This window comes from Paenibacillus vandeheii (genome assembly GCF_030433635.1).
GTDB lineage: Bacteria > Bacillota > Bacilli > Paenibacillales > Paenibacillaceae > Paenibacillus > Paenibacillus vandeheii.
This window is the reverse complement of sequence record NZ_JAROCD010000009.1, coordinates 1-23,752: the sequence shown is the minus strand read 5'-3', so window position 1 is coordinate 23,752 and position 23,752 is coordinate 1. Positions and strand designations below refer to the sequence as shown.

The window sequence follows — 23,752 nt, the reverse complement described above, 5'->3', positions numbered from 1 at the left end:
TCTCCTTAAAAGGGATTAATGATTTTTGGCTTCATTAAGCAATTCATTTTTACGGAATAACTGTGGCGATACACCCACATATTGCTTAAAGGCCCTGCTAAAATATACAGGTGTATTAAAGCCCAATGTCTCTGATATGGACAAAATCGGTGTATCCGTAGACAGCAACAATTTTTTGGCCTCTGCCACCCTTTTCCGTATCACATAATTGCTTATCGTATATCCCGTTGTCTCTTTGAAAGAATGACAAATGTAGTATTTATTCAAATGAAGTATTTTGGACAAGTCATCCAAAGAAACATTCTCCGTGTAATTCTGGTTTAAATAATGAAGAACCCGGCTTACGCTTGTCTGCTTCTGGGAAGAACATAAACTAGGATTGACGGATCGCTCACTGCTCATTTTCCGGTAAATCCGCAGTAGTAATTGGGTAAGACTCAATTTAACCATCGTTTTATACCCTGTATTTCCGGCATCCATCTCCTCCTTGATCCCCTTAAATATACCTATGATGTATTCACGCTCCTCCAGGGACCAATGCACCAACAATCCATTGGCATGACGGAATATGGACATCAAATTATCCAATTGACTCATACCAAGCATGTCCAAAAGCATTAATTCCGTAAAATTGACGAAACTTCGCTTATACACTATTTCTCTTGAAGGATTAATCCGGTGGGGTACGCCCCCTCTGAATATAAACATATCTCCGGGCAGCGGCTTATATATTCGATCACCGATTAAAAAAGTTGCATCTCCCTGAATAAAATAATGAATCTCATACCCGTTATGCGTATGGACAGGCCATTCATCCTGAAAATTATCTGCTTCTGATCGCACATAAACTTCATTTTCCTGCAAAGCAATATTCGTCGGGGTGTGTATGGTTAACATCAATAAAGATCTCCCTTCTCAGAATATAAAAAGCAATATAGTTTAATAATTTACAATGATAGCGCTTTACAATGAATTGTATCACAGTTATTTCGATATAATCCGAACAATATTGCTGTATTGTTGATCAGGATTGTTGAAAATGATTAGTGCGGATTTCATCCTGACTGGACGTTGGAAATAAAAAAAACGCTGCAAAGCCCAAAGGCTATACAGCGGTCAACTTGCAAACGGTTGGTTAAGATATATTCACTTTTTTAAAGTAACACCCAATATTATTCTTCCATTCCCCTGGCGACGGGAACAAGCAGAGATAAGTAGACCACCGAATTTAACCGTGACTATTTAATTTACAGGTAAATACATTGTTTGTATCTCTTGAACACCCGGAACAAATCCAAGATTAAAATAGACTGATTCAGCATCGTTGCCTTCCATGACATATAACTGTAGAACTGGATACTTGTCTTTAAGTTCAGTCAGGGCTCTTTGCAGCATGCGTGTAGCAAGTCCTTTTCCTCTGTAAGCGGGATTGACTCCTATGCTGTAAACTGCTGCTTGATTGTCCTGTAAACATAGGCGACAGTTAGCTACTAGCTGTCCAGTAACCTTATCATATACAAGGGTAGAGGCTTGAGTTAGGTTCTCATTGGTATAATGTATCTCTTGGTTCGGGATAAAGTCTTCTAAGGAGGACTGTTTTCTCCGTAAGGCTTCGAAACCGCCTACAAAGCTGTCAAAGTCACACAGAGCGATTTCATCTTCATTACTGTATTGCTTAGTCCCCGTTTCATTTTCGATAATTTCGGGGCTCTTGATCATAAGATCAGGATCCCAATGCACATTGAAATGATCTGTAGGACGCTGCATCCAGCGGCATCTGAACTCATCTGGCCAGAATCCAGCCCTCGTAAATAAATGTACTTGATCGGGGAGAATTTCATATACCTTGATACGTTGAGTTGAATCAGACCATTTTATAAGTATTTTTTTAAGAAGCTTCAGTACCTGAAATGAATTATTGAATGGGGGAATAAAGAATAGATGATATAACGTATTGGGTGCCATTCTTACCCCACCGATTTTTGAATCTCCTTTATAAATCCAAAAAGAGTTATTCCGCGAAACATTGAAGCCTTCTCCTTTAAAAAATCCAGTATAGGCCATATTATAATAGACAGAACAATACACTCCCCATTCTTCGGGATCAGCCTTTTGAATGGAATATTCATTAGATAAATCATAAGAATAAAGTTCCTCAGACCAATTATTTAATTCCACACGTCATTCCTCCTCATCGATGCTAATTACCTTCAAAAATTTTAAGGTGTGTTATCTAAATATCTCTAGTCCCCCTTAAATAACTTGTCCTTTACTATTTATTTGATCAATTCCATCTTCAAACTTATTTTTCAGCAGTTCATGAAATTTATTTTCTTTCTTCTTTAAATGCTCTTCAAAGAAAGCAGTAATATACTTATTAATAGTGGAATGCTTGTCTTCTATCCCATTTTCATTGTAATGTATTGGGATGTCGCTAAAAGTCATATGATGAGCACCGTTTAGTTTTATAAATGAACTATTCAGATCTCTTGAGTTAAATAGAGACTCATACCCACTCAGTAACAAAGGTAACAGGTCGGGTGAAATTTCATCTTCCAGTTCTTCAAACGAGCATTTCTCTTGTCGAGCTACCAATAACGGAACAGATACTCCTTCTTCTTTACTCGCCGTTATTAAATGAAAACTGGGGTCTAATAGAATACTAGCCTTAATTCTCTTGTCTCTTTTGAGCAATTCATAAGCAGCAACCCCACCCAATGAATGACCAATGATCCCCATTTCATTCACATCGACTATAGCCCTAAGATCCTTAACTGAATCCAAGACTTCATCTACATTTCTCAAAACCCAACGAATATCTTCAGTTCTAAGCTTCAACAGTCGTTTCCAAGAATGGATATCTAAACTGTCTATTTCGGATATCTCATTGGATTGCTGGACAAAGCGGCCGTCAGGAAAAATGGAGAATATAGATTCATGAGTCGCTCCTACAGTAATAACAGCAAATCCGGACTCCACTAAATGTTTTACACAAAAGGAATACATATCTCTAACTACACCAAAAGCCGGAGCTATAACAATAATGGGACAGTTTTTAGCAGTAATATCCACACTCTCATCATTATGTATTTTTGTATCCAGATTACAAATATAATCTCTATCAACACCCATACTACAGAGCATATCAACAGCTAGAGAAGTATTAGGTTCAAATAACGAAGTATACTTCGACTCATGTTCCACGGGATTGGAAGGATAGCATATGCTAATGAGCACTTCTCTAGTTTCCTTACTTATGAGATCAATACGTGATTCATCCTTTAAAACAAAAACCTTTCTGCCAACCGTCATCGCATTCACCCTTTTTTATTTTTGTTACTACCACACGGTTTAATGTTTACTTATTTCGTTTTTGACGCCCTCACCCCTAAATTTCTCCAAAGAAAACATCAACGAAGCGAATAAAAGTAATGAGGGCGGCTCATTAAGTTCCTCTTATGCTTCTGGATAAAGGTCTGTTGATAAATATCGTTCCCCTGTATCCGGGAATAGAACAACTATACTTTTATTTTTATTCTCTGGCCTTTTTGCAATTTGTACTGCTGCATAAGCAGCAGCACCAGACGAAATTCCAACTAATAATCCTTCGGATTTAGCTAACAAACGCGCTGTTTCAAATGCATCTTCATTTCTTACCTGTACAATCTCATCAACTACAGATCTATTAAAATTGTCTGGAACAAAACCTGCACCAATTCCTTGAATTGAATGCACTCCTTTAGTCCCTCCAGAAAGTACCGGGGAATCCAAAGGCTCTACAGCTATAATTTCCACATTTTCTTTCCTTTGTTTAAGTGCTTCACCAACTCCAGATATGGTTCCGCCTGTACCCACTCCACCAATAAAAATATCCACTTTGCCTTCAGTATCTCTCCAAATCTCTTCTGCGGTTGTTACCTTATGTACTTGTGGATTTGCTGGATTTTTAAACTCTTGAGGTATAAATGAATTAGGAATTGCAGCTGCTATTTCTTCAGCCTTTTTGATGGCACCAGACATTCCTTCTGTGGCAGGTGTAAGAACTAGTTCTGCTCCCAAAGCGATCAAAAGCTTCCTACGTTCTACACTGAAACGGCGTCTTTAATCATTCCATATCCGATTCTATCTTTTACACTACCTGCTGGATTAAAGTATTCCAATTTGGCAATGATTTTCGCCTCAACTTGGTACTTTCTCGCAAAATTAGAGAGCTCCAATAGTGGTGTATTACCAATCAGATCTGTGAGATTCTTCGCGATATTAGTCATTATTATACCTCCCAAATACATTTCCAACTAAAATAGTTGGTTTTAATATCACGTTATCATGTATGGTAAAAAAATACAACTTTGAACTTCTACTTTACGACACAAGGAAGCAAGAGCTATTAGACTGAGCGTGAAACTTTGTTATAAAATCCCCTCTAAAAATAGAATTCAAAGTTCCAATACGGTTATGAGCTCGTCGTGGCACACCTCACCATTTTCATGGAATCCAAAGCCCTCATATAGCTTTTTGGCAGCCAAGTTATCAGGACTATATGGAATCCAACAATAACGTGCAGGTCCAGCTGGGAAAGTTCGAATAAACTTCAATATTTTCTTAAATGCTTCACGACCATAGCCCATGCTCTGGTGCTGTTTATCAATCATCAGTCGCAAAATACAATAGCTCTTATCAGCTATGACAGGAAGATCATAACCTGTGATTCCATAAGTTATCATAACAAAACCTACGGGTTGTTCATCTGCGTAAATCGCAAGCGGGAATGGGGTGCCGCCATTGGTTGCAAGGACATAACATGAGGCTACACTCGAAAGGTTCGAAGCAACATATTGTCGCTGTTCTTCTGAAACTTCCAAGTTAAATATAGAACGTCGGTTATCTAGTGTTATTTTTCTGAGCGTAATCATGTGTATTCTCTCCTCACCCAACATCATAGTTTAAGCGGTTTCATGATAAAACCCAGTTATCTTACTTGATCTTCTTTCTCATATACAAAGCTATTTCTTCGTTTTTGCTCGGATTATTTGAATATAGTGATACATCAATTCCTTCTATTTGATAACCACATTGCATGTAAAAATGAATGGCTGGAACATTGGTGTTCTGGGTTTCTAACGTGATAGCTCTGAAGCCTTGTTCCTGAGCAATCTCATTCACTTTATTGATCAGCAGCCTCCCATATCCTTTTCTTATGTATGTTTCATTAACCTGAAGATGCCATATCATCAGCGTATTATTCCAATGTTGTGGTTCTGAAATGGCGAGCGCTATGATTTTCCCATCTATAAATATTCCATAAGAAAATCCCATTATTATGATTTCTTCATATCGTTCCAAATCTTCTGTACTGTTCAATTCTTCTTTTTCGTAGATGTCATCCAAATTTATTAACGTTAAATGCATACTACAGGAGCCTTGCGACTCTTCTTTGGTAAGATCATATTTTTGAGTGGATTTATAACCAAAGCTTCCAAGTTGAAGCCAATCTTCATTGGATAGAGTCTCTATTTTTTTGATATCCATTACATCACCCCAGAAATATATATTTCAGCGACCAGCACACAACGTTGTTTTATACATATCTATTATATCTCTTCTTTCGACTTTAATTTTCCATTTTCCTGCATTTCTACTTTATATCCCATCTATCTACTATAATTCATCGCCAGGAGCACCTTGAAAATCCCGGCGGATCGGACCCGACGGGATTTCATTTGAAAACATATTCTATCTTAAATCAAAAATTCCAGATTAGTTTAACCACTATGATTATTCAGTTAATCTCTAAATAGTCGATATATACATCCCATGTTCCGTCATCAGCGGTTACAACGAGTTGAATCTCCTGGTTTCCGGTCCCATGGCTGATATTGTTAAGGGTGTAAACCGCGGGACTGCTTCCTCCGAAGTAAAAGGTTCCCTTCGTTTGGCCGCCAATCTTCAAATCGACTCGGGCCATATTGGAATTATTCGAAGCACCACGGAGTGAGAAATTATGAGTGCCGCTTGCAAAATACTGTGTGTATTTGATCAAATCATTATTGGCATAAAGAACAACTCCGTTAAAAGGTGAGCTAATATTACCAGTATACTGGCCGCCTTTGGTCATATTCTCGGCTTCCACTTTCGTCCCGGTACTTGGAGGATTGGTTGTACCATCGTCAGGCGCAACAGCCCGACCAGTGCTCGAAGAGATCATACCGGAGCAAAGGCCACGGCTCTTCAGGTTTTGTGCTATCTGCGGAATCGCTTGCAATGTCGTTTGATACTGGTCATGCATCAGAATAACGTCACCGTTTTGCATTCTGTTCACGGCAGTTACGATCTGGGCAGTGGAGGCACTATTCCAGTCCTGAGAATCCACGTTCCACAACACTTCGGTTAGGCCATTTTGGCTGAGGACAGATTTTAGAGTAGCATTGGTCGCGCCGTAAGGCGGACGGAACAACTTCGGTGAACTTCCGGTTATCGACTGGATGGTCTGCTGCGTCCGGGTGATTTCCGATGACATCTGGGAGCTGCTCAATGTCGTCATATCAGGATGCGTATAGGAGTGGTTGCCGATCCACATACCCGCTGCCACCTGTGCGCTGACCAGAGATTGATTATTTTGGGCGCTTTGCCCTACATTAAACATCGTAGCCCGCAGACCTGCCTGCTTTAACGCATTGAGCACGTTTGTTGTGTTGCCGCTGGGGCCATCATCAAACGTCAGGCCTACATAACCGTTTGGACAGTTGGCATCGGCGGCGCTGACGGTAGGCATCACCGGTATGGAGAACAACGTGCTAAAGAGTGCAACAGACATTGCTGCCTTTACAAGTTTGGCCTTGAACATTATAAATTCCTCCTTTAAACTTAATAACAATATCGTTGTTCACTTCACTCCCAACCGTTTAACCTCTCTACTACGCTCTAGGAAGTTGACCTCCTCTCTTTCATACGATTACCAACTCTGAAAAAAAGCGCTTTCATAATTTGATATTGTATGCCTCGTTTCGTGAATGTAAGCAGTTTCTTCCAGATGGATACAGTATAAACGATATGTATATTTAAAGTAAATTGAATTTAAACCAATTTATTCTATTTTTTCGTCTTGTCGCTATTATTCCCCTTGGCCCCTATGAACTTGTGGAAAAGGCTCCTTGGACTGCAAACTTCTTCTCCAGCTTCTCTTTGGTAAACCAAGGGGCATGGCTTTTATGAGAACCCTCACTTCATTTCAAGTCAAGCCATATCTTAAATAAAAGGCTTATGTTGCTACCACATGCTGCATTTCTTCACTGCCTGTTAGAAAGCCTGCTCGCTCCACATAATATAAATCATAGATCTGTTCGGCATAATTTATCGATTCATATATCTCCGGGTATATATCATTTGCTAATTTGACATACGGTAATTTTCCAACCGCTTTGTTGGATCGGATGTTTTGTTTGCGAATTTTCAGAAATACCGTTTCAATTTCATGTTGCAGAAACAATTCCGCAAAGAAGGCTTCCTTTGCTCGTTGGTTGTAGCCTTTTCCAAAATAAGGAGCTCCAATCCATGTGGCAAGAAAACCCGTCTTATTATCGATTTGATATAGATCAATGGTACCGATGGGATGTCCCAGCTCATTAAGGATCGTTCTTGAAATACATATGTTTTGCTCTTCTTCAACAACCACCTGCTTGGTTACGAATAAATATTCTTCATAAGATCGGCACTTATGACGAACATAAGGAAAAACTGCGGGGTCCAGCATTAAATCATACAGTGAGTGGCATTCGTGCAAGTCTCGTTTTTTTAACATTTAAACGACCACCTAGTCCTTTTAGTTCGCTGAGTCAAACAAACTAAGTATATAAAAGGACTTGTGGAATTTAATGAATTCTATATTGCTTTTATGTAAAATTCATCATAGAAATGTTTTCCAAATCATTTGGCTGGACTTCACGTGCCGCTTCAATGAGGAGTGCTTTAATTTTCATTTTTGAATCTGTTTTCCAGTTCCTTAACAAATACCTCGATGGGATACTTATAATCAATTGGTTTGTAGATTATTCTATTATTCCATTGATGTCTCATGGCCTCGTCTCTCAAATCATCGTTTTCATGCTGAATCGTATTCAAAATCAGCATCATTTCATTCATCGTGCCTATAACACTCCTGTTATCCGTTTTTGTAATTACCTCTTCACTACATTCTTTTATATATGAATTGGCTAACGCTTCAGGAATTTGTTCAACAGCAAAATAATCTTGCAAATGATTTAAAAAAACCTCTTTTAGTTTATTGGCTTGATTCGTTCGAATTCCGGTTACCGTTAAACTCAATCTAGAAAAATCATTCATAAACACATAATGTTTTTTGCCATATAGCTTAAAGAAATTGACATGCCAACTAAAGAAAGCATCTGCAGGATGCTCGATTATTTCAGGTTTAACATTCAAATCCTTTAATGTGTCTTTCGTTGCTTTAAAAATTATCATGAATTGTGTTCCTTTCATTTTAGCTTTCTCATCAATATTAATAACAACATTTCATGCGTCGGGATAAAATTTTTGGTTCGAGGAAACATTAATTATACCACTTATCCCAAGGAGTGATGTGATGCTGTACCTTATCAGCTTAGTGCTTATGTTTACAGGCTTAGCCTGTATCAATATTATTTTTTCATATCAGAGCAAGCATATCGACCCTCAATTCTGGTCTACGTTTAAATTCCATCTTTGGATGCTGCCTTTATTCTTCGCAGCTAATCTGAGTGTCGGATATGGCGTCAAGTTTGGTATGAAAGCCGCCAGCCAACTGGGCTATGTCCTGATTATTGCCAAATGCATGGAAGTGCTCATCTCCATATGGATGGGATACTGGTTTATGAAGGAGATCCCTTCATGGAAAACGTGGGTTGGTCTTGCGGTCATCATTATTGGTGTTGTTCTTGTTAAGCAGAAATAGAAGTCAGTTACAAGTGCTTTCATCTGCTTAAATGCAAACGAAAGGGAGGCGTTCACGGGTCAAAGACATAACACGATGCCACACTTGAAGACTTGATGCATCATATTATTGCTGCCTTTAAGTTAAATATGGAACATCGGTTATCAAGTGTTGGATATCGTTGGTTGAAACCTTTTTCCAGTGTAGGAATCCCCAATCCTTGTCGCAAGAAAACCTATCATCATGCCGAGATGTTTTCCATACGGTTTTACTCAGGCGGGGCTCAGAAGGAGTTGATTTATTACGATTAGTTATACGAGGTCTTTAAGATTGTCTTCTCTCGGTCAACGGTCGATTCGAAGAACTCTTGCTTAATATCTTTTCGAAATACTTCCTTATATCTATTTCTTCCAATCTGATCAAAACGTTCTTGTACCCGAATTACATGTTCGTTGTCAGACTTGATATTCTTCTCTATCTCTTCATACTGTTCCAACGTATCATATTCCCACATCGCAAAAATCTCACTGGTTTCATCATCAATAAGCGTATGCCATCTTCCAATCAATCTCGCACCGTACTTCAGTTGTGTAGGTAATAGAATATCATTAAATAAAGCATTAAACTCTTCTACGAATGAAGAAGCTACAACATATGTCTTCCTCCGATATATCATCACTGCACCTCTCTCGATAAATTAAAAAACGAACCTATATACAATTTCATCATCATATACATCTCCGGTCTCAGAAAATCCCATTTTTTCATAAAGCTTTCTTGCAACTTCATTATCTGAACATACCGTTAAATTCAAACACTTGCTATGGACATAATTCTCTCTGATATATCTAATCACCGAATCTATCGTTGCTTTTCCATATCCCTTACCTTGATAACTTGCATCGATCATAAAACCATTCAACCAATAGGACCAAGTTGTTGTTTCATCTAATGTGATCATGACAAAACCCACTAAGCTATCCTCCGTATTATATATACAAAATGGCAGATACTTGTATTCATCCCCATCTGGACGAATGTGCACTTTCGCTAGAGACACGGCTACTGATGGAACATAATGATTTTGATTAGCTTGAACTTGTAAGTTTAATGCATCTTTCCAGTTCTCTCTTGTCGTAGGTATTAATCTGATCACAATAAAATCACTCATTCCGTTTTTTTGTTGGATTAACTCCAGTCATCGAAATGCTTCTCAAGGAACCTTGCTTCCTTCTCATAATGAGCCAAATGACCCTCTTCGATCATTTTGATAAATGCAGTCTCCCCAGACGCAGCCCGATCAGATAATGTAGTACACATGAAATGAATTCGAGAAACCACCCATTCCTTCAGATCTGTCGGCACATCCATACCATAAGCATTAAAAAATAACGCTATACGTCTTTTCCGCTCAGATGCATGATCCTGTTTGTGATATGGAACGACTCCCCTTTCATCTTTACCCGGTGAAAAGCCCGCTAGTGGGACAGAGGTATACAAGCTGTAAACGATATCCCATAAACGCGGACCAGGCCCTGCCATGTCAAAATCAATGATTCCTACAGGAAGTCGATCTTTAAACACAACGTTATACAAAGCAAAATCGTTATGGCAGACCACTTCTTCAAGTGAAGATGTTTTTGGAAAGTTATTGGAAGACTCGGTACTTGTAATAAATCCCACTGTAGCATCATGATAGCCTTTTAAAAGTCTCGCTACTTCTTTTAAGGTCTCATCAGACCACATATAACTTTCAATCTCAGGATAGTCATTTCCCGGAACTACACCGTCCAGGTAAGAAAGAATCTCTCTACCCTGCTCATCTGCTCCCAAATATCTAGGGGAATGCGCATAGCCCACCTTTTCAAGATGCAAAAGCAATTCATATACATACGGATTCGGTATTGCTTCACGCCGAACGGTGCTCCCAACTTTTACAACCTTGTTCACATTGCCTCCATTCAGAATCTCCTCGTGTTCCCGCAAAATAAACTCCTCCTATGTTCGGTTTTGGGTATATCTATTGGTTTTATCCTTTCTGGAATTCCCCGGAAATCCGGAAACCAATAGTACAAATCCGACGAAAAATAAGAAATATACGAGTATACCCGTAAAACCATTATCACTTGCTGGTATTAATTCACGCGCTTTCCCACCTGAAGCATAACCAGCTTCTACTATCGCTATGGATATTCTATCCGAAATTCTATCTAGGGTTGAAATAAAAACGCTGCTAACCATAAGAACCGCACCCAGGATTTTATTTGTATTGTTCATGAGCTGCCTCCTATTTTCGTTTATAATTATGATCCATTTTTAATGCCAAGCCTCGTCAACTAGTTCTTATCTTTCAGACCACGCGGTTCGGATGTATCCCAACTTCATTCCAACATGCTCCATATTTCGATGGCTTTGTGATAAAAAGGAACATTGCCCCACCACTAGGTTACATTCCTTATTCATGGCTTCCGTTATTCTTCTATTCAAAAGCTGCTGATGTATACCCTGATTTCTAAACTCAGGTAATGTTGCTGCAAAGGTTAAGGACGCCTTTTGATTTTTAATAAACAGAACGCTTACCGCTGCTGGGATGTCGTTGACAGATGCCATGTAAAACTTCCATCCTGGACGATGATAAAGAACCTTATTATTCTGCGCGACATAAGGGATACCGTCATCCGACATACCGGTCCCCCGGCAATGGATGGTCGCATATAGCTCGAATTGATCCTCTTCAAGTTCTTGAATTCGGATATGATCTGATTGATTCCTTTTGTCTTCAGGTTTGATGATCAGGGATGAATGAAATCCCGATGCATACAGACCTAAGTCGGATAAGCGTTTCAGAAAGTTCTGATCCACCATAGATGGAATGACCTCGAACTGAACCTTTCGATCTCGCTGTCTATAAAAATCGATGATAGCATCCATGTGTTCCATATCATTATTTGTTAAGCCCTTCACCGTATTAAAAGTGGGCCAAGGCATGGTCTTACTGTAGAAACAGATGGCATTTCCAAATTGCTGAATCTCAATTCCTTCCGGATTGTTGTCCCGACCTTGTATAGCAAGCATGCGATCTGTCATATAATCGATTTCCGAGATTTCAATTTCTTTAATTAAATCTAATGATGGAATCAGTGGATTCATTTCTTTACCTCCAAATAAAATTATGGGAACTCTATTTTAATTTCCATCAAAAAACTTCTTTGCATTGCCTATACTTTACAATGTTTAGATGCTCCCACTCCTTATACAGCTGCTCTTTAGAGAGTATCTTCCACGGGTTAAACATCGTTTGCCCATCTTTATTGAAATATAGTTGTTCTCCCAGATGGTACGCTGCATGTTGAATGATCCATTCTTATCTGTCCATATGACAACGTCCCCTTGAACCAGATCCTCTGTTATTAGCTCCTCGTAATGATACTGTTCTAATTTCTCAAGAAACGTTTTTTGATGTACCCATTCATAGATAAACCATTCCTGTTTTCCTTTGGAGATTGCAAACAAAACTGCTGCGAGGCAATTTGCACCTTGGGAACTAGCAAACGAATTGGCATATGGTTTTAGAAAATCAGGTAGCGACTCAGGTGGCTTCACACATTCTCCTTTATCCCACCATTCATAAACCATTGTCGTAAGTATCTGTTCTTTACTTGAAAAGTCCAGATTTCCCCACATGAAGCGCTGGAGGATCACGTGTCCATCAATTAAATAGCTTGCAGGTATTTCCGCCAGATCATGTACAAATGCAACGGGGAAAACAAGTCCCCTTTTACTTTGCACTTGTGCATTTAACAGAGATCGTTTCTTATCTTCAGGGATGGTTTCTATCCATTCTTTTTCAGCAATGATTACATAATCAACGTTCTTTATATTCCAGTACTCATAACCATTTACATAATTCACTTGCCTATATGTGCTGTGGTTATAGAACTCATCTTTTGGCATGAATAGTACATCAGTAAAGTCAAATTTATAATCAAGATGTTCTTTCGATAGGAAAAATAAATCTTTTTCCGGTACATAGCAATCGACCCAAGACCGTAAAACTTTTTTGCCCGGCTTAATTTTCAATATGTATTCCTCCGTGTTGGATTTGGAATTTATTCTTTCATTTTATTTCTCACTACTCCGTAGTAAATCAGATCCTCATACCGGTCTTCTTTCTTGACATGATCCATCAGTACCCCTTCTTTCTTCATGCCAATTTTCTGTATTACTTGTCCGGATGCCGGGTTCGAAGCAAAGTGTCGCGCATACACCTTATGATATTTTTTCACATCAAAAGCGAAGTCCAAGATCGCCTTGGCAGCTTCTGTTGCGTATCCATTTCCCCAAAAGGGTTGACCGACCCAATAGGATAACTCACCATTATCGTAACGTTGGTGATTAGATAATGCGATTGCCCCGTATAAAGCGCCTGTTTCCCTATCACAAATAGCAAATTCGTATAACTTATCCGCATCAAAGTTTACTTGATGATGTTCTATCCATGACATAGCACAATCTAATGTATATGGGTAGGGTAATGTGAGTGTGCTCTTATATATGTTGTAGTCATTACAAAGTCCGGTAACGGTTTCAGCATCTGCTTTCGTAAATAATCTTAATAGTAACCTCTCTGTAGTCATCGTTTTATTGATATCGTCATACACCATGCTATCCCACCTTATTCGATTAAAATGGATCATTATACCTTCAAATATCTAAACTCCTTATTTCAATTTTATCTTATATACCATTTCACCATCCTGATTCTCTAATTCCTGATTTTTAAATCCTATCTTCTCATATAACACTCTTGCACGAGTATTGCTTTTTTCTACGGTTAACGAGATGATTCGGCATTGTGGATGCTTTTCCTGAATACATTCCAATATCGTATAAAGGGATTTACTTCCTAAGCCTATCCCTTGATAGTCCTTATCGATTTGAAATCCTCCAATCCAATAATTATCAGTACTTAGCGGTGTGTAAGATAAATAGAAGAAACCAAAAGCTTTGTCACTTTTACGCAAAAGATATGGATCAAAAGCTGCATCCCAAGGCTTCACGTAGGCATATGCTAAAGATTCAATGACCGTTGGAACAAGATTTAATTGCGTCTCAAGTAATGATATTGCGATCGCTTCTTCCCAATTCGTTTTATCGACTGGCTCTATAGAAATTAGATTCATTTAAATATTCCTTTCTGCTTCCAAATCTTATTTCGTTGAAGTAGTTTAACGACTTATAATCAATCTATCATTCCTATCGTCTCTATTACGTTATATTTCTCAAAATCTTTTATAATAGTCAGTGGTAGATGATCATATAACTGAGAATGGGTCGCCCACATATACTCGCTTTCCACCAACGGTTTCCCAGCTTCCCGCATCAACTTCATCTACAGTTGAACGTTTTAATATTAGTACTCTGCCTTTATTTTCAATGACTCCTTTAACCACAACAACGATGTTTCCAAGGTACCTTCACCCCTATGTTATTCAGAAAACTCAACTAAAATGGGATGAGTGCTTTCATCCAATGCTTTGTGAATTCTCTCCTTAAAATTCCCCCATGTTATCATTTTATTGGCTTGTTCCAATGTAAAGAATCCAACCTCATCACTTTCACTACTTGTAGTTAGAGTTCCTCCAATCGGTTTTCCAGTGAATATATTGTTACATACTCCCCGGGTAGTGTTCTGATATAGACCACAAAACTTAATAAGTTCAATATCGATGCCAGTCTCTTCCTTCACCTCTCGAACGGCTGCTCCTGTGATGGTCTCGCCTTCTTCTACACAGCCTTGAGGCATTTCCCAGCCTCTCCGTCCCTTCATAAGTAAGATTTCATTGTTCTCATTAAGGACAATTACACTTGCAGATACGATAAATTTCATTCAAAATCCCCCTTCTTTAGTTTTAATTCATAGCCGTAATCCACATTTAATTCCCCTCTGGAGTCATCCAATATCTTTGTGGTTTATAACTTCTTTTGAAGTAATACTTCTTCCGTTTTCTCATAGTTTGATTTTTCGTATGTCTTTATAGCCATTTCATTTCTTTGGCCTGTCAGAATCTTCATATTGGTCACACCTCGTGCTCTGAGTTCATCCTCTATAAAAGAAATCAACAAAGTAGCCAGCCCTCTTCTCCGGGCAACTTCGGTAATATACATTTCTGTGATTTCTCCCAGGAAACCACGATAACAAAAAGATTTAAAATATTGAGCACAAGCAAATCCAACTGCCTGGTCGTTAATAACAGCTAGAGCAATCAGCTCATCAGATAAAGCAAGGCTATCTTTTACTTCATCTACGGATGTACCCACTCCATTAAAAGCATCATTGAGCTTTAGAAGGTCCTCTGCATCATTTGCGTTCGCCCAACGAATATCCATTTTCTCTTCTGTCATCACATAACCTCCAATAATATCTGTCAACGGCAATTATTGATCCGGATAGGTTTCTTTCAAAAACCTGATGGATTGGTTGATCAACGCTTGTAATACATCTACATGGATATCTGCAACTTTATTGATGTATACACATGCTTTTCCTGTCGTATGTTTTCCAAAGTCCTTTAATAAATCCTCTCGCTCTGTATCGCCTGTCGCAAAATACAAACTGATTTTTGCTTTTCGGGGAGAAAAACCCACCAATGGTGCATCTCCTTCGTGACCAGATTCATATTTATAATGATAAGCGCCGAATCCAATAATACTCGGTCCCCACATCTTTGCTTTATAACCTGTTGTTTCAGTAAAAATATCTAATAGTTGATACGCATCTTCACGTTTTTTGGGACTATCAACACTTTCAATAAATTCAATGACACTGTTGTCCGTTTCTTTTGTTTTAAGTTTGTACATTGATAAAATCGCTCCTTCATATATCAGGTTACTCTCTGCCGTTTTAATATAAGAAACAGACTTAATATCATGCCAACAATCAGAAACACTGTCCATTGTTCATAACTAGTAATCAGTATCAGTTCCCAAAAGCCTACTGGCCCAGAATTTGGTCCAGCCCTGTAGGGATAGGCAAAAATAGCTGGTATTACTCCCAGGGCAACAAAAACGATTCCAATGATCAAAGAAAGGAAATAAACAGCTCTTTTCAAAGAATTCACACCCTCCAGCCCCTCTCAAAATCCTTGATGATTCAAGTAATACTTAATTCCAGCACGATCAACATCGGAAAAATCTAATGGGTTCTCAATAAATAATTTATTTAGTTCCTTAATATCAATCCATTGAATATCTACTGTTTCATCCAATTTCTCATTCATTACAATGGCTGCCTCTGAAACGATATGCTTAGGTGGATTCATAGATATTGATAGTCCTTTCTTGGGCTAATCGTTTAATTTATCCTTACCATAATAAAATCCCTTTAGTTGTTCATTAAAAAATGATTTTAAATCATCCTGCACAATGGAATACTTCACTTGTTTATTATTTATATCTGTTCTTGTAATATATATTTGCTCAAGATCATATTGGATTGTAATATCTCTTCTTGAATGAAGTCGAAATGCTATTCCAGCACTGATGTTTGAAGGCGTTTGATGAAGTTCGATAATTGAGGATTCAGGCACAGAATTGATCCAGCCAACAATTTGGTTAATTTGTTCATCTGTCAATTTAATATCCACAAATGTAATGTTAGGCGTTTTGTGCGAGTAGACTGCTTTTGTCATTTGGGTACTTTTAATCTGATCGATAGAAATCTCTTTATTCAGCTGTTCATTTTCTTGATTGAGATATTGATAAGAGAAATAAGCTACAAGAAGAAGTACTACTGTGAAACTGAGCGTTTTCAGTATTTTAATGATATTATTCCCCCAGCTCATATAACTTTTTATGAACTCCTCATGACGCCTCTCACCCTTAGATAGCTCTTAGCTCTCTTAAACTCTCTTATCTTAAGGAACTGGGCGTATTAAGTTAGTTCTTCTAGTCTTAGAAAAGTACTTGTCAAACCAGGGGGCGAACGCCACAGTGTGTATGGTTTTCATCAATTCACTTTATGTATCACATATCACTTGGTTCCTTCATTGAAGTAAGTGATCTCATTACCGCTAATTAAGTTCCTTATACCCCCTTTATAAAATGGCATTAATTGATCTGCTTCCTCTATATCCTTCCAAGCAATCTCGGAGATTTCATCAGGTCTTACAATTTGTTCAGTACCTCCAGTAATTTCAGCCCTGAAGACTATAAAAATTGCATGTTCATTTAAATGTTCAAATTTACATTCATTTATAGCTACGATGCCATAGACCTTAACATCAAAACCTGTCTCTTCTTTGGCTTCTCGAATAGCAGCTTGCTCTAATGATTCATCTGGTTCTACTGCTCCTCCTGGTAAAGACCAGCTTGAACGTCCTACATTTTTGACCATTAAGACTTTCGATTTTGATTCATCTGTAATTAGAGTGTATGTTACGTTGACTCGTTTCATTGTCCTCTCTCCTTTCTTAATGTGAGTGCATATCTATACCTTCGAGATTTCTAATTCGTATTTAACTTGCGTTTTACTCTGTCCTTCTATTGTTTCTATCTTTTCTTCTCTTTCTTTAAATCCACTCTTCTCATAAAATGCCCTTCCTATGTGATTCTCTTTCCCTACCCAGGCAAACATTTTATTTATTGGCTTTAAAACTTGAGTGAATCTCTGAATGAACTCTTTACCTATTCCCATTTTGTGGTATCCAGGTCGTATATAAATTCTTAGTAATTCATATTCTTCCTCTTTCACTTGTCTTGTTTGAGCATATCCAACGACTTTGCTATTAAATTCTGCTATTAAAAAACTCCGTTTGGCACTTTGATGATCTCTCTCGACAGATCGACTTAAATTCTCAGTTGAATATGCTCTACTTAGAAAATTTTGAATGTAAGCTTCAGAGTATATGTCTTTATAAGTATAGTTCCATGTTTCATGAGCTATGGATTGAATGTGTGGGATATCCTCATGTGAAACAAATCGAATTGTAATCATCTGGTTATCCTTCTTTCATTATTAATTATCGAACTTTATAGTCTTTCTTAAGAAATGCATAAATGGCATTATCAACAAATCGATTCTTCCAATAATAATTTTCCTTTAATATCCCTTCTTCTCTAAAGCCGATTTTCTCAAGTACCTTCCTTGATCCCACATTCTCCGGTTCTACAAATGCTTCAATTCGGTTTAAGCCAAACGTATTAAATCCATATTCAATGATCTTTTCAACCACCTCAGTCATAATACCTTGATGCCAATATTCTGGTGTTAGTTCATATCCAATGACAGCTTTATAATGATTTTTCATCCAGCCATGAAAGCCACATGTTCCAATTACTTTGTTTTCAGACTTCAGAGTGATTCCCCACCGAATGGCTTGACCTGTTTCAAATCTTTCATTCCATCTTCGAATTAATTCTTCTGCTTGTTTAATGGTTGTAAAACTCTCCACATCATAAAACTTCGTAACTTCATCCAATGAAAAACATTGAAATATATCACTGGAATCATTCTGTGTTAGTTCTCTTAATACAAGTCTTTTTGTTTCTAATTCGGGAAACTGCGACATTTTAGTTCTCCTTAATGGTTTAAGTATTCTCACTCAGTACTAATCCATATTATTACATATATGAAGTAAATCAAGCAAAAAAAAGCAGATGGTCTCTCATCTGCCCTGAAATATGGAGAAAGACATGCAGCCGATTTAAATTTCCCTCCATGCTCTTGATCTTAATTCCCCTCGACTGCCAATCTCCAGTCATTACATCGTATGGTAGTCCCAATAGGGTATTCAAAATCACACTCGCCAATATACAAAAAGCCCAGCTTGCGACAAATGGCATTCGAAGCGGGATTTTTAGTTTTAGGAAAAGCGTGAATAAAATTATGTTTCTTCTTTTCAGAACGAATAGAAGCTATGGCCTTTGCTGTTGCTTCAGTCGCTATTCCTCTACCTTGATATTCAGATAAAACACTCCAACCTATCTCGAAAATAGATTCTTCTTTCCACGTCTGATCCCAATATCCTACACTACCCACGACTTCAAGATGCGGAAGCAAAAGGATCTTAAACATTTTCCCTGTTCCACTTTGGGCGATTTCATAATAGCGCTTATGGCGAGCTAGGATTTTCTCCTCAGTTTCTGGTCCTCCGAAGTGTACTGTCATCTCAGGCGAATTTAATTGACGAAGCAAATCTAGATCTCCTTCATCCCACAGTTCAATTCTTACCTCTGGCGCATTCCTTTGTTCCATCTCACTCACCTCACTGTTTTTATTTGTAACCAAATTTAGAGGAAGAGATCTAGTATTCTCAGTTCAATTATATCAGAACACACATTCTTATTAAGTAAAAATTTATCATTATCGTTTAAGATGGAATATGACAAAATTTAAGACAAGTTCACGGTTTATAGATCTTCTATGTACTTACAGACCAAGTTTCCAAATGTTTTGATATCCTCAAGATAGTCGTATCCTACTGGATTTTGTCCGGTCTGATTATACATTCTTATCGCTACAGTTTTGTACTCAGGAATGACAAGACAGGCACATCCAGTGGCACCCAAAGACTGAAAAGAACCGTATGGTAGTTTATCACCCAATTCTGTAAAAGACCGCGGTTCATCTTGCACAAACCAAAAAAAAACCGTTTCTCGGCAATTTTTGTTCCAGATCAGGCGGACTAATAATAGTAGTAGTTTGCTCGAATATCTCTTTAGGAAGTATCTGCTTTCCGTTTATGGCTCCCTTATTTAAATGCAGAGAACCCCAATATGCCAGTTCCCTTGTGCTCATAAATAAATTGGCTTGATTGCCTTGATCATCTTTATATTGTTCATTAAGCCATACTAATTTTTCATTATATTCCATTTCCCATCCGGTTTGGCTAAACCCCATAGGCGCGAATACACGCTCTTGGAGCAATTGTGACAAAGGCATCTTAAATAGTTTTCGAATAATTTCAATGAGCAAATTAACACCAATATTATTGTACTTCCAGTCAGTCCCCTGAAGAAACAATCTATTCTGCAGGTCACCTAAACCGTGTGTATGGGTTAACAAATGTCGTATTGTTGTATGACCTAATGCTTCACTATCTAACTCATTCAAGTAGTCGATAACAAGATCATCTATGCTTCTGACCTTACCTTCATGTAATGCAAGACTAATAGCAAACCCTAAAAATGTCTTTCGAACTGAAGCAACATTAAATTGTGATTCCTCATCAACGAATCGACTATGTTTAGAATTGTCATGCATTCCGGAGTACCATTCATTTACGACACGACCATTATGAATAATATAGATCGCAGCAGCGGTAGCAGATATTTTACTCTTTACCTGTGAGACATACTCATTCAGTTCAATTAATGCTTTATTATTTGATATTTTTTTATCAAGCAATGGAACCGAGCACCTTCTTCACTATTTTTATTTAAGGTTATATTCTCGTATTTTTGAATGTCCTGAAATTCCAAATTAGATGCCTAGTTGCTGTTATTTGGTGGATATTGAGTTGAATTTGCTTCCTGAAACCACGAACAAATAAATAATACGTAAATATTACGTTATAAAATAGCACCTCTTCTTCAAATTAGCTTATTAAAAATCTACCATTGTTTAATATCTCTTCAATCACTTCGTCTATCTGGTCAACAGAATATGCTTGAGTATTTAATATATGTCTTTCGTCTTTTAGGGCTTCTTTAAATTCATTCAAAAGGATTATGCTTCGTTCTCCCATTTGTATCGATAGGTCTCTTAACTGATCTCTTCTAATAATTGTTTCATGATCAACCATAAATACAACATAAATAATCCTTACATTTATACTCCCCAGCTCATTAGCTAACCAGTTAGCCTCCCATGGAAACGTCACATAATCTATAACAACATCGTAATTAAATTGAATTAGATTTTTCACTAAACTTAAAATATTTATCCACGTTAGCTTATGAGTTTCTTGACAGATCCACGGCTTTCCCCTCCCGTTTACAGGTAGATGACTAATATCATCACCAGATATATATGAACTGCGATCCAGATGTTCAACAAGTTTCTTTGATGTAGTAGATTTCCCAACACCGGCAGGACCGGAAATAATATAAACGGATCTTGACATGTTGCATCCTCCTTTGAAATTACTCAATAATACTCTTTAAATCTCTTTATTCACCAATCCTTCTTCAATAAATACTCAGATTTAATTGGCATGATTATAAATTGTTCATTTACTTCAATTGGTTCTCTTAAACCTGTATATACTAAATCGACATCTAATCTAAATGGATTAATTTTTCTTCCGACTTGACTTTCGAATTCCTGCACAAAAGTTAAAAGATCTGGGCTAGCTTCCCAGTAATGCATTGCCATTTGACCGCCAGCAGGCATATTCCACCATTTAATGAATGAAGGCCACATATTAATCAGCACTGCCTTTAAGTTTTCTTCTTTAATCATGACGGATTGTAATATGAAGTGCGACACCTACTGGAAATAAATAAAAAAGGGCCCATGGCCGGATTCGTGTAGAATGAAGGTTCCTACACCACATTCACACAAGGAGAATCCACCATGAGCTACACACATCTTAGCATAATTGAGCGCAGCAAGCTAGAAATCCTCCATCGACAAGGTCAAAGTTCAAGAGCCATCGCAAAAGAATTAGGAAGGCATCCTTCGACGATTTGTCGTGAATTGGATCGTGCTACTTCATCGCAACCGTATCACGCAGAACAGGCTCAGAGCGCTTATGAGGAGCGTCGTCAAGCTTCGATCTCACCCGGTAAATGGTCCGAAGCCTTAGCTATTTCCTTGGAGGAAAAACTGCTGGCAACCTGGTCTCCGGAGCAAATCACGGAACGTTTTCGCATCCAAGGCCTGCCGTCGGTCTCCTTTAAAACCATCTATCGCTGGCTCTACACCGGGCGTCTGGTTAGAGGCACGTTACACGTTCTTCGGCACAAAGGGAAGCGTCAGAAGCCCACAGAAACTCGCGGTAAATTTGCTATTGGCAGATCGATTTCGGATCGCCCCAAAGAGGTTCGTTCCCGGGAAACGTTTGGTCACTGGGAATTGGATACCGTCGTATCGAGTCGTGGGAAAAGTAAAGGATGCGTAGCCACGCTCATTGAACGTAAAACCCGTTTGTATACCGCTATTCTCATGCCTGATCGCACCGCTTTGTCCATGGAAATTGCGCTTGGTGTAGCCATCTCACAGTTTCCCCCAGGCACTTTCCTCACAGCCACGGCTGACCGGGGAAAGGAGTTTGCATGCTATGCCAACGTGGAAACAAACCATGACCTGCACATTTATTTTGCTGATCCATATTCGTCTTGGCAACGCGGTTCCAATGAAAATGCGAATGGCTTGCTTCAGAGTTTTTCCCGAAAAAAACCGATCTCGCTCAAGTTGAGGATGAAGATCTCGCCGTTTCACTAGATCTAATTAACCACAGACCACGAAAATGCTTGGGTTGGAGAACCGCTCACGAATCTTTCACAGAGGAACTGTCGCACTTGGTTTGACAATCTGTCTCATTGAAAAATCAGGAGGATCTATAATTAAATTTTGGTGATTGCCTCTTTTGCGCTCCCCCCTTTTTAGAGACTGATTCCATAGCTCTTTCCATTGCTCTTTAAATTTTTCATTATTTTGCTCAACATTTAAAGGTTGACTTTCAGGCCAGACACCTTCTTCGAACTCATCTGTTAATAATCCACATGCACTAGCCACAAACATCAGAAAATTCAAATCATATTCTCCTGAAATACAAATGGTCCAAGAATTGTTCATTGTAATTCACTCCTTTCAAACAACATTTAAGCTCACTATTATTTTTATAGCTATTTTCCTAAACATGATTTAGAAAGGATCGGTATATATTCCCCATCAAAATGAAATTGATAGCTGTCATCTATACGTATATATCCGTAAATACAGTGTCCTCTATCCCTGTAAAAAACGCTGGAGAAGTTTTCATTGTCTTTGTTACCTTCTGCAACCAATAATCGGTTTCCCTCACTTGCCAAAACAATTCCAATATGATCATGAGAATTATCGGATAAAAGCTTTTCAAAAACGACAATATCACCATGCTTTGGTTTAAAACCATGATATCCATCCTGATATAAAAAACTCGTTTCAGGTAGCTGAGCCCATTCCAACCACGCGCCAACCCCAGCTAATCGATAACTGTGATTCGGGTATCGAATAGGGAGTATGATGCCAGCCTGCATGCAGCAATGATAGACGAATGCCGCACACCAATTCGCTTCCAATACTTTATAGATATCCGAGTCCGGCCAATACTTGCATATTTCCCGATAGTGTTCATTCTCAGGAATTCCCATAATTTCTTCACTTGCGAGCGCTTCCGCAAAATCAGCCAACTTAAGACATCTATTTTCAGTTCTTTTGTTTATCGTTTCTCTATTACTCTTGCAATTCACCTCTACCTGTTCCATCGGAATCCCTAATTCAACAAATACTATTTGTAGTCTATTTATCTCAACTTTAGAAAAATGATACCCTGGATTCTGAACATACATTTGTATAAGTATCGCGTCTTTAATAATTTCTTCATACGGCCCATGAACTCGATGTTTATCGTTTTGATAAAAGATCGCTCGAAGAATGACAGATAGCTCTTCATCGGTAAAGATTTGGGTACTGCGCAAAATCGGTCTTACCGAATCTGCACTGTTAGGGCCAGGGAAGCATTTTATTCCGGTTTTATAGAAAGACGGATTGTAATATGAAGTGCGACACCCTACTGAAATAAAAAAATGGCTCATAGCCTGATTCGTGTAGAATGAAAG

The 23,752-nt window shown here is 38.2% G+C and carries 31 protein-coding genes and 2 pseudogenes; 2 read left to right on the top strand and 31 right to left on the bottom strand.

What is annotated here, in order from left to right; all coding sequences use genetic code 11:
* Positions 1-15 precede the first annotated feature (15 nt).
* From P5G61_RS18510 to P5G61_RS18470, 9 genes and pseudogenes are all read right to left on the bottom strand, one after another.
* Positions 16-897, bottom strand: a complete 882-nt coding sequence (locus P5G61_RS18510) for an AraC family transcriptional regulator (protein WP_301247842.1) — start codon at positions 895-897, stop codon at positions 16-18.
* Between the two features lie 345 nt (positions 898-1,242).
* Positions 1,243-2,178 carry a GNAT family N-acetyltransferase gene (locus tag P5G61_RS18505; protein ID WP_301247841.1) on the bottom strand — a complete coding sequence of 312 codons (936 nt, stop codon included), beginning with the start codon at positions 2,176-2,178 and terminating at the stop codon, positions 1,243-1,245.
* A gap of 75 nt (positions 2,179-2,253) precedes the next feature.
* A complete protein-coding gene (locus tag P5G61_RS18500; protein ID WP_301247840.1) occupies positions 2,254-3,312 on the bottom strand; it encodes an alpha/beta hydrolase family protein in 1,059 nt (352 codons plus the stop codon).
* Between the two features lie 144 nt (positions 3,313-3,456).
* Positions 3,457-4,268, bottom strand: a pseudogene (locus P5G61_RS18495) (PLP-dependent cysteine synthase family protein).
* Positions 4,269-4,436: 168 nt separating this feature from the next.
* Positions 4,437-4,913 carry a GNAT family N-acetyltransferase gene (locus P5G61_RS18490; protein ID WP_301247839.1) on the bottom strand — a complete coding sequence of 159 codons (477 nt, stop codon included), beginning with the start codon at positions 4,911-4,913 and terminating at the stop codon, positions 4,437-4,439.
* 61 nt (positions 4,914-4,974) lie between these two features.
* Positions 4,975-5,529 carry a GNAT family N-acetyltransferase gene (locus tag P5G61_RS18485; protein ID WP_301247838.1) on the bottom strand — a complete coding sequence of 185 codons (555 nt, stop codon included), beginning with the start codon at positions 5,527-5,529 and terminating at the stop codon, positions 4,975-4,977.
* Between the two features lie 250 nt (positions 5,530-5,779).
* Positions 5,780-6,844, bottom strand: a complete 1,065-nt coding sequence (locus P5G61_RS18480) for a polysaccharide deacetylase family protein (protein WP_301247837.1) — start codon at positions 6,842-6,844, stop codon at positions 5,780-5,782.
* A gap of 414 nt (positions 6,845-7,258) precedes the next feature.
* Positions 7,259-7,798, bottom strand: a complete 540-nt coding sequence (locus tag P5G61_RS18475; protein WP_079344119.1) for a GNAT family N-acetyltransferase — start codon at positions 7,796-7,798, stop codon at positions 7,259-7,261.
* Positions 7,799-7,965: 167 nt separating this feature from the next.
* Positions 7,966-8,496 carry a DUF6933 domain-containing protein gene (locus tag P5G61_RS18470; protein WP_079344118.1) on the bottom strand — a complete coding sequence of 177 codons (531 nt, stop codon included), beginning with the start codon at positions 8,494-8,496 and terminating at the stop codon, positions 7,966-7,968.
* Positions 8,497-8,599: 103 nt separating this feature from the next.
* Here P5G61_RS18470 and P5G61_RS18465 point away from each other — a divergent pair, with 103 nt between their 5' ends.
* Positions 8,600-8,947 (top strand): hypothetical protein, encoded by a 348-nt coding sequence (locus P5G61_RS18465; protein WP_024632092.1) that lies wholly within the window; start codon positions 8,600-8,602, stop codon positions 8,945-8,947.
* A 286-nt stretch (positions 8,948-9,233) separates the two neighbouring features.
* Here the strand turns inward: P5G61_RS18465 and P5G61_RS18460 are convergent, their stop codons facing one another.
* The 20 genes from P5G61_RS18460 to P5G61_RS18365 form a co-directional block, all read right to left on the bottom strand.
* Complete coding sequence (locus P5G61_RS18460) at positions 9,234-9,602, bottom strand: NIPSNAP family protein (protein WP_301247836.1); 369 nt, start codon at positions 9,600-9,602, stop codon at positions 9,234-9,236.
* A gap of 21 nt (positions 9,603-9,623) precedes the next feature.
* Entirely contained in the window at positions 9,624-10,097 is a 474-nt protein-coding gene (locus tag P5G61_RS18455; protein ID WP_435874224.1) for a GNAT family N-acetyltransferase, read from the bottom strand.
* 17 nt (positions 10,098-10,114) lie between these two features.
* Positions 10,115-10,912 carry an aminoglycoside phosphotransferase family protein gene (locus P5G61_RS18450; RefSeq protein ID WP_301247835.1) on the bottom strand — a complete coding sequence of 266 codons (798 nt, stop codon included), beginning with the start codon at positions 10,910-10,912 and terminating at the stop codon, positions 10,115-10,117.
* A gap of 12 nt (positions 10,913-10,924) precedes the next feature.
* Positions 10,925-11,203, bottom strand: coding sequence for a hypothetical protein (locus tag P5G61_RS18445; RefSeq protein WP_285079392.1), 279 nt, complete (start codon positions 11,201-11,203; stop codon positions 10,925-10,927).
* Positions 11,204-11,269: 66 nt separating this feature from the next.
* Positions 11,270-12,076, bottom strand: a complete 807-nt coding sequence (locus P5G61_RS18440) for a GNAT family N-acetyltransferase (protein ID WP_301247834.1) — start codon at positions 12,074-12,076, stop codon at positions 11,270-11,272.
* Positions 12,077-12,160: 84 nt separating this feature from the next.
* Positions 12,161-13,006: a hypothetical protein gene (locus P5G61_RS18435; RefSeq protein ID WP_301247833.1), complete on the bottom strand. Its 846-nt coding sequence runs from the start codon at positions 13,004-13,006 to the stop codon at positions 12,161-12,163.
* A 29-nt stretch (positions 13,007-13,035) separates the two neighbouring features.
* Complete coding sequence (locus P5G61_RS18430; RefSeq protein ID WP_301247832.1) at positions 13,036-13,590, bottom strand: GNAT family N-acetyltransferase; 555 nt, start codon at positions 13,588-13,590, stop codon at positions 13,036-13,038.
* 57 nt (positions 13,591-13,647) lie between these two features.
* Positions 13,648-14,109 carry a GNAT family N-acetyltransferase gene (locus P5G61_RS18425; RefSeq protein ID WP_301247831.1) on the bottom strand — a complete coding sequence of 154 codons (462 nt, stop codon included), beginning with the start codon at positions 14,107-14,109 and terminating at the stop codon, positions 13,648-13,650.
* Between the two features lie 305 nt (positions 14,110-14,414).
* Positions 14,415-14,816 (bottom strand): NUDIX hydrolase, encoded by a 402-nt coding sequence (locus tag P5G61_RS18420; protein WP_301247830.1) that lies wholly within the window; start codon positions 14,814-14,816, stop codon positions 14,415-14,417.
* An 83-nt stretch (positions 14,817-14,899) separates the two neighbouring features.
* Complete coding sequence (locus P5G61_RS18415; protein ID WP_094938215.1) at positions 14,900-15,331, bottom strand: GNAT family N-acetyltransferase; 432 nt, start codon at positions 15,329-15,331, stop codon at positions 14,900-14,902.
* Between the two features lie 33 nt (positions 15,332-15,364).
* Positions 15,365-15,787 (bottom strand): DUF1801 domain-containing protein, encoded by a 423-nt coding sequence (locus P5G61_RS18410; protein ID WP_094938216.1) that lies wholly within the window; start codon positions 15,785-15,787, stop codon positions 15,365-15,367.
* A 275-nt stretch (positions 15,788-16,062) separates the two neighbouring features.
* Positions 16,063-16,248 (bottom strand): hypothetical protein, encoded by a 186-nt coding sequence (locus P5G61_RS18405; protein ID WP_301247829.1) that lies wholly within the window; start codon positions 16,246-16,248, stop codon positions 16,063-16,065.
* A gap of 24 nt (positions 16,249-16,272) precedes the next feature.
* Positions 16,273-16,770, bottom strand: a complete 498-nt coding sequence (locus P5G61_RS18400; RefSeq protein ID WP_301247828.1) for a hypothetical protein — start codon at positions 16,768-16,770, stop codon at positions 16,273-16,275.
* A gap of 188 nt (positions 16,771-16,958) precedes the next feature.
* The gene (locus P5G61_RS18395) at positions 16,959-17,381 is read right to left on the bottom strand and encodes an NUDIX hydrolase (RefSeq protein WP_301247827.1); all 423 of its coding nucleotides are present in this window, start codon (positions 17,379-17,381) and stop codon (positions 16,959-16,961) included.
* A 33-nt stretch (positions 17,382-17,414) separates the two neighbouring features.
* Complete coding sequence (locus tag P5G61_RS18390; RefSeq protein ID WP_301247826.1) at positions 17,415-17,921, bottom strand: GNAT family N-acetyltransferase; 507 nt, start codon at positions 17,919-17,921, stop codon at positions 17,415-17,417.
* A 25-nt stretch (positions 17,922-17,946) separates the two neighbouring features.
* The gene (locus P5G61_RS18385) at positions 17,947-18,495 is read right to left on the bottom strand and encodes a GNAT family N-acetyltransferase (protein WP_301247825.1); all 549 of its coding nucleotides are present in this window, start codon (positions 18,493-18,495) and stop codon (positions 17,947-17,949) included.
* A 161-nt stretch (positions 18,496-18,656) separates the two neighbouring features.
* Positions 18,657-19,181, bottom strand: coding sequence for a GNAT family N-acetyltransferase (locus P5G61_RS18380; protein WP_301247824.1), 525 nt, complete (start codon positions 19,179-19,181; stop codon positions 18,657-18,659).
* Positions 19,182-19,550: 369 nt separating this feature from the next.
* Positions 19,551-20,333, bottom strand: a complete 783-nt coding sequence (locus P5G61_RS18375) for a serine hydrolase domain-containing protein (protein WP_301247823.1) — start codon at positions 20,331-20,333, stop codon at positions 19,551-19,553.
* Positions 20,334-20,523: 190 nt separating this feature from the next.
* Positions 20,524-21,051 carry a P-loop nucleotide/nucleoside kinase family protein gene (locus P5G61_RS18370; protein ID WP_301247822.1) on the bottom strand — a complete coding sequence of 176 codons (528 nt, stop codon included), beginning with the start codon at positions 21,049-21,051 and terminating at the stop codon, positions 20,524-20,526.
* Between the two features lie 50 nt (positions 21,052-21,101).
* Positions 21,102-21,389 carry a hypothetical protein gene (locus P5G61_RS18365; protein WP_301247821.1) on the bottom strand — a complete coding sequence of 96 codons (288 nt, stop codon included), beginning with the start codon at positions 21,387-21,389 and terminating at the stop codon, positions 21,102-21,104.
* 114 nt (positions 21,390-21,503) lie between these two features.
* Between P5G61_RS18365 and P5G61_RS18360 the strand changes: the two are divergent.
* Positions 21,504-22,459: pseudogene (locus tag P5G61_RS18360) on the top strand (IS30 family transposase).
* Here P5G61_RS18360 and P5G61_RS18355 read toward each other — a convergent pair.
* On the bottom strand, positions 22,431-22,727 hold the full coding sequence (locus tag P5G61_RS18355) for a hypothetical protein (protein ID WP_301247820.1): 297 nt from the start codon (positions 22,725-22,727) through the stop codon (positions 22,431-22,433). The pseudogene P5G61_RS18360 and the gene P5G61_RS18355 overlap by 29 nt on opposite strands.
* Positions 22,728-22,777: 50 nt before the next feature.
* Positions 22,778-23,752: CHAP domain-containing protein (locus tag P5G61_RS18350; RefSeq protein WP_301247819.1), on the bottom strand; the 975-nt coding region annotated here is incomplete at its 5' end.

Bases quoted from the DNA above. Each gene is read 5' to 3' on its own strand.
- P5G61_RS18460 (WP_301247836.1), bottom strand. From the start codon at position 9,602: ATGATATATCGGAGGAAGACATATGTTGTAGCTTCTTCATTCGTAGAA.
- P5G61_RS18485 (WP_301247838.1), bottom strand. From the start codon at position 5,529: ATGGATATCAAAAAAATAGAGACTCTATCCAATGAAGATTGGCTTCAA.
- P5G61_RS18510 (WP_301247842.1), bottom strand. From the start codon at position 897: ATGTTAACCATACACACCCCGACGAATATTGCTTTGCAGGAAAATGAA.
- P5G61_RS18425 (WP_301247831.1), bottom strand. From the start codon at position 14,109: ATGAATCTAATTTCTATAGAGCCAGTCGATAAAACGAATTGGGAAGAA.
- P5G61_RS18380 (WP_301247824.1), bottom strand. From the start codon at position 19,181: ATGGAACAAAGGAATGCGCCAGAGGTAAGAATTGAACTGTGGGATGAA.
- P5G61_RS18410 (WP_094938216.1), bottom strand. From the start codon at position 15,787: ATGTACAAACTTAAAACAAAAGAAACGGACAACAGTGTCATTGAATTT.
- P5G61_RS18355 (WP_301247820.1), bottom strand. From the start codon at position 22,727: ATGAACAATTCTTGGACCATTTGTATTTCAGGAGAATATGATTTGAAT.
- P5G61_RS18385 (WP_301247825.1), bottom strand. From the start codon at position 18,495: ATGTCGCAGTTTCCCGAATTAGAAACAAAAAGACTTGTATTAAGAGAA.
- P5G61_RS18370 (WP_301247822.1), bottom strand. From the start codon at position 21,051: ATGTCAAGATCCGTTTATATTATTTCCGGTCCTGCCGGTGTTGGGAAA.
- P5G61_RS18445 (WP_285079392.1), bottom strand. From the start codon at position 11,203: ATGAACAATACAAATAAAATCCTGGGTGCGGTTCTTATGGTTAGCAGC.
- P5G61_RS18480 (WP_301247837.1), bottom strand. From the start codon at position 6,844: ATGTTCAAGGCCAAACTTGTAAAGGCAGCAATGTCTGTTGCACTCTTT.
- P5G61_RS18390 (WP_301247826.1), bottom strand. From the start codon at position 17,921: ATGATTACAATTCGATTTGTTTCACATGAGGATATCCCACACATTCAA.
- P5G61_RS18490 (WP_301247839.1), bottom strand. From the start codon at position 4,913: ATGATTACGCTCAGAAAAATAACACTAGATAACCGACGTTCTATATTT.
- P5G61_RS18415 (WP_094938215.1), bottom strand. From the start codon at position 15,331: ATGACAGAAGAGAAAATGGATATTCGTTGGGCGAACGCAAATGATGCA.
- P5G61_RS18440 (WP_301247834.1), bottom strand. From the start codon at position 12,076: ATGAATCCACTGATTCCATCATTAGATTTAATTAAAGAAATTGAAATC.
- P5G61_RS18455 (WP_435874224.1), bottom strand. From the start codon at position 10,097: ATGAGTGATTTTATTGTGATCAGATTAATACCTACGACAAGAGAGAAC.
- P5G61_RS18500 (WP_301247840.1), bottom strand. From the start codon at position 3,312: ATGACGGTTGGCAGAAAGGTTTTTGTTTTAAAGGATGAATCACGTATT.
- P5G61_RS18430 (WP_301247832.1), bottom strand. From the start codon at position 13,590: ATGGTGTATGACGATATCAATAAAACGATGACTACAGAGAGGTTACTA.
- P5G61_RS18400 (WP_301247828.1), bottom strand. From the start codon at position 16,770: ATGAGCTGGGGGAATAATATCATTAAAATACTGAAAACGCTCAGTTTC.
- P5G61_RS18395 (WP_301247827.1), bottom strand. From the start codon at position 17,381: ATGAAACGAGTCAACGTAACATACACTCTAATTACAGATGAATCAAAA.
- P5G61_RS18365 (WP_301247821.1), bottom strand. From the start codon at position 21,389: ATGATTAAAGAAGAAAACTTAAAGGCAGTGCTGATTAATATGTGGCCT.
- P5G61_RS18465 (WP_024632092.1), top strand. From the start codon at position 8,600: ATGCTGTACCTTATCAGCTTAGTGCTTATGTTTACAGGCTTAGCCTGT.
- P5G61_RS18475 (WP_079344119.1), bottom strand. From the start codon at position 7,798: ATGTTAAAAAAACGAGACTTGCACGAATGCCACTCACTGTATGATTTA.
- P5G61_RS18405 (WP_301247829.1), bottom strand. From the start codon at position 16,248: ATGAATCCACCTAAGCATATCGTTTCAGAGGCAGCCATTGTAATGAAT.
- P5G61_RS18420 (WP_301247830.1), bottom strand. From the start codon at position 14,816: ATGAAATTTATCGTATCTGCAAGTGTAATTGTCCTTAATGAGAACAAT.
- P5G61_RS18470 (WP_079344118.1), bottom strand. From the start codon at position 8,496: ATGAAAGGAACACAATTCATGATAATTTTTAAAGCAACGAAAGACACA.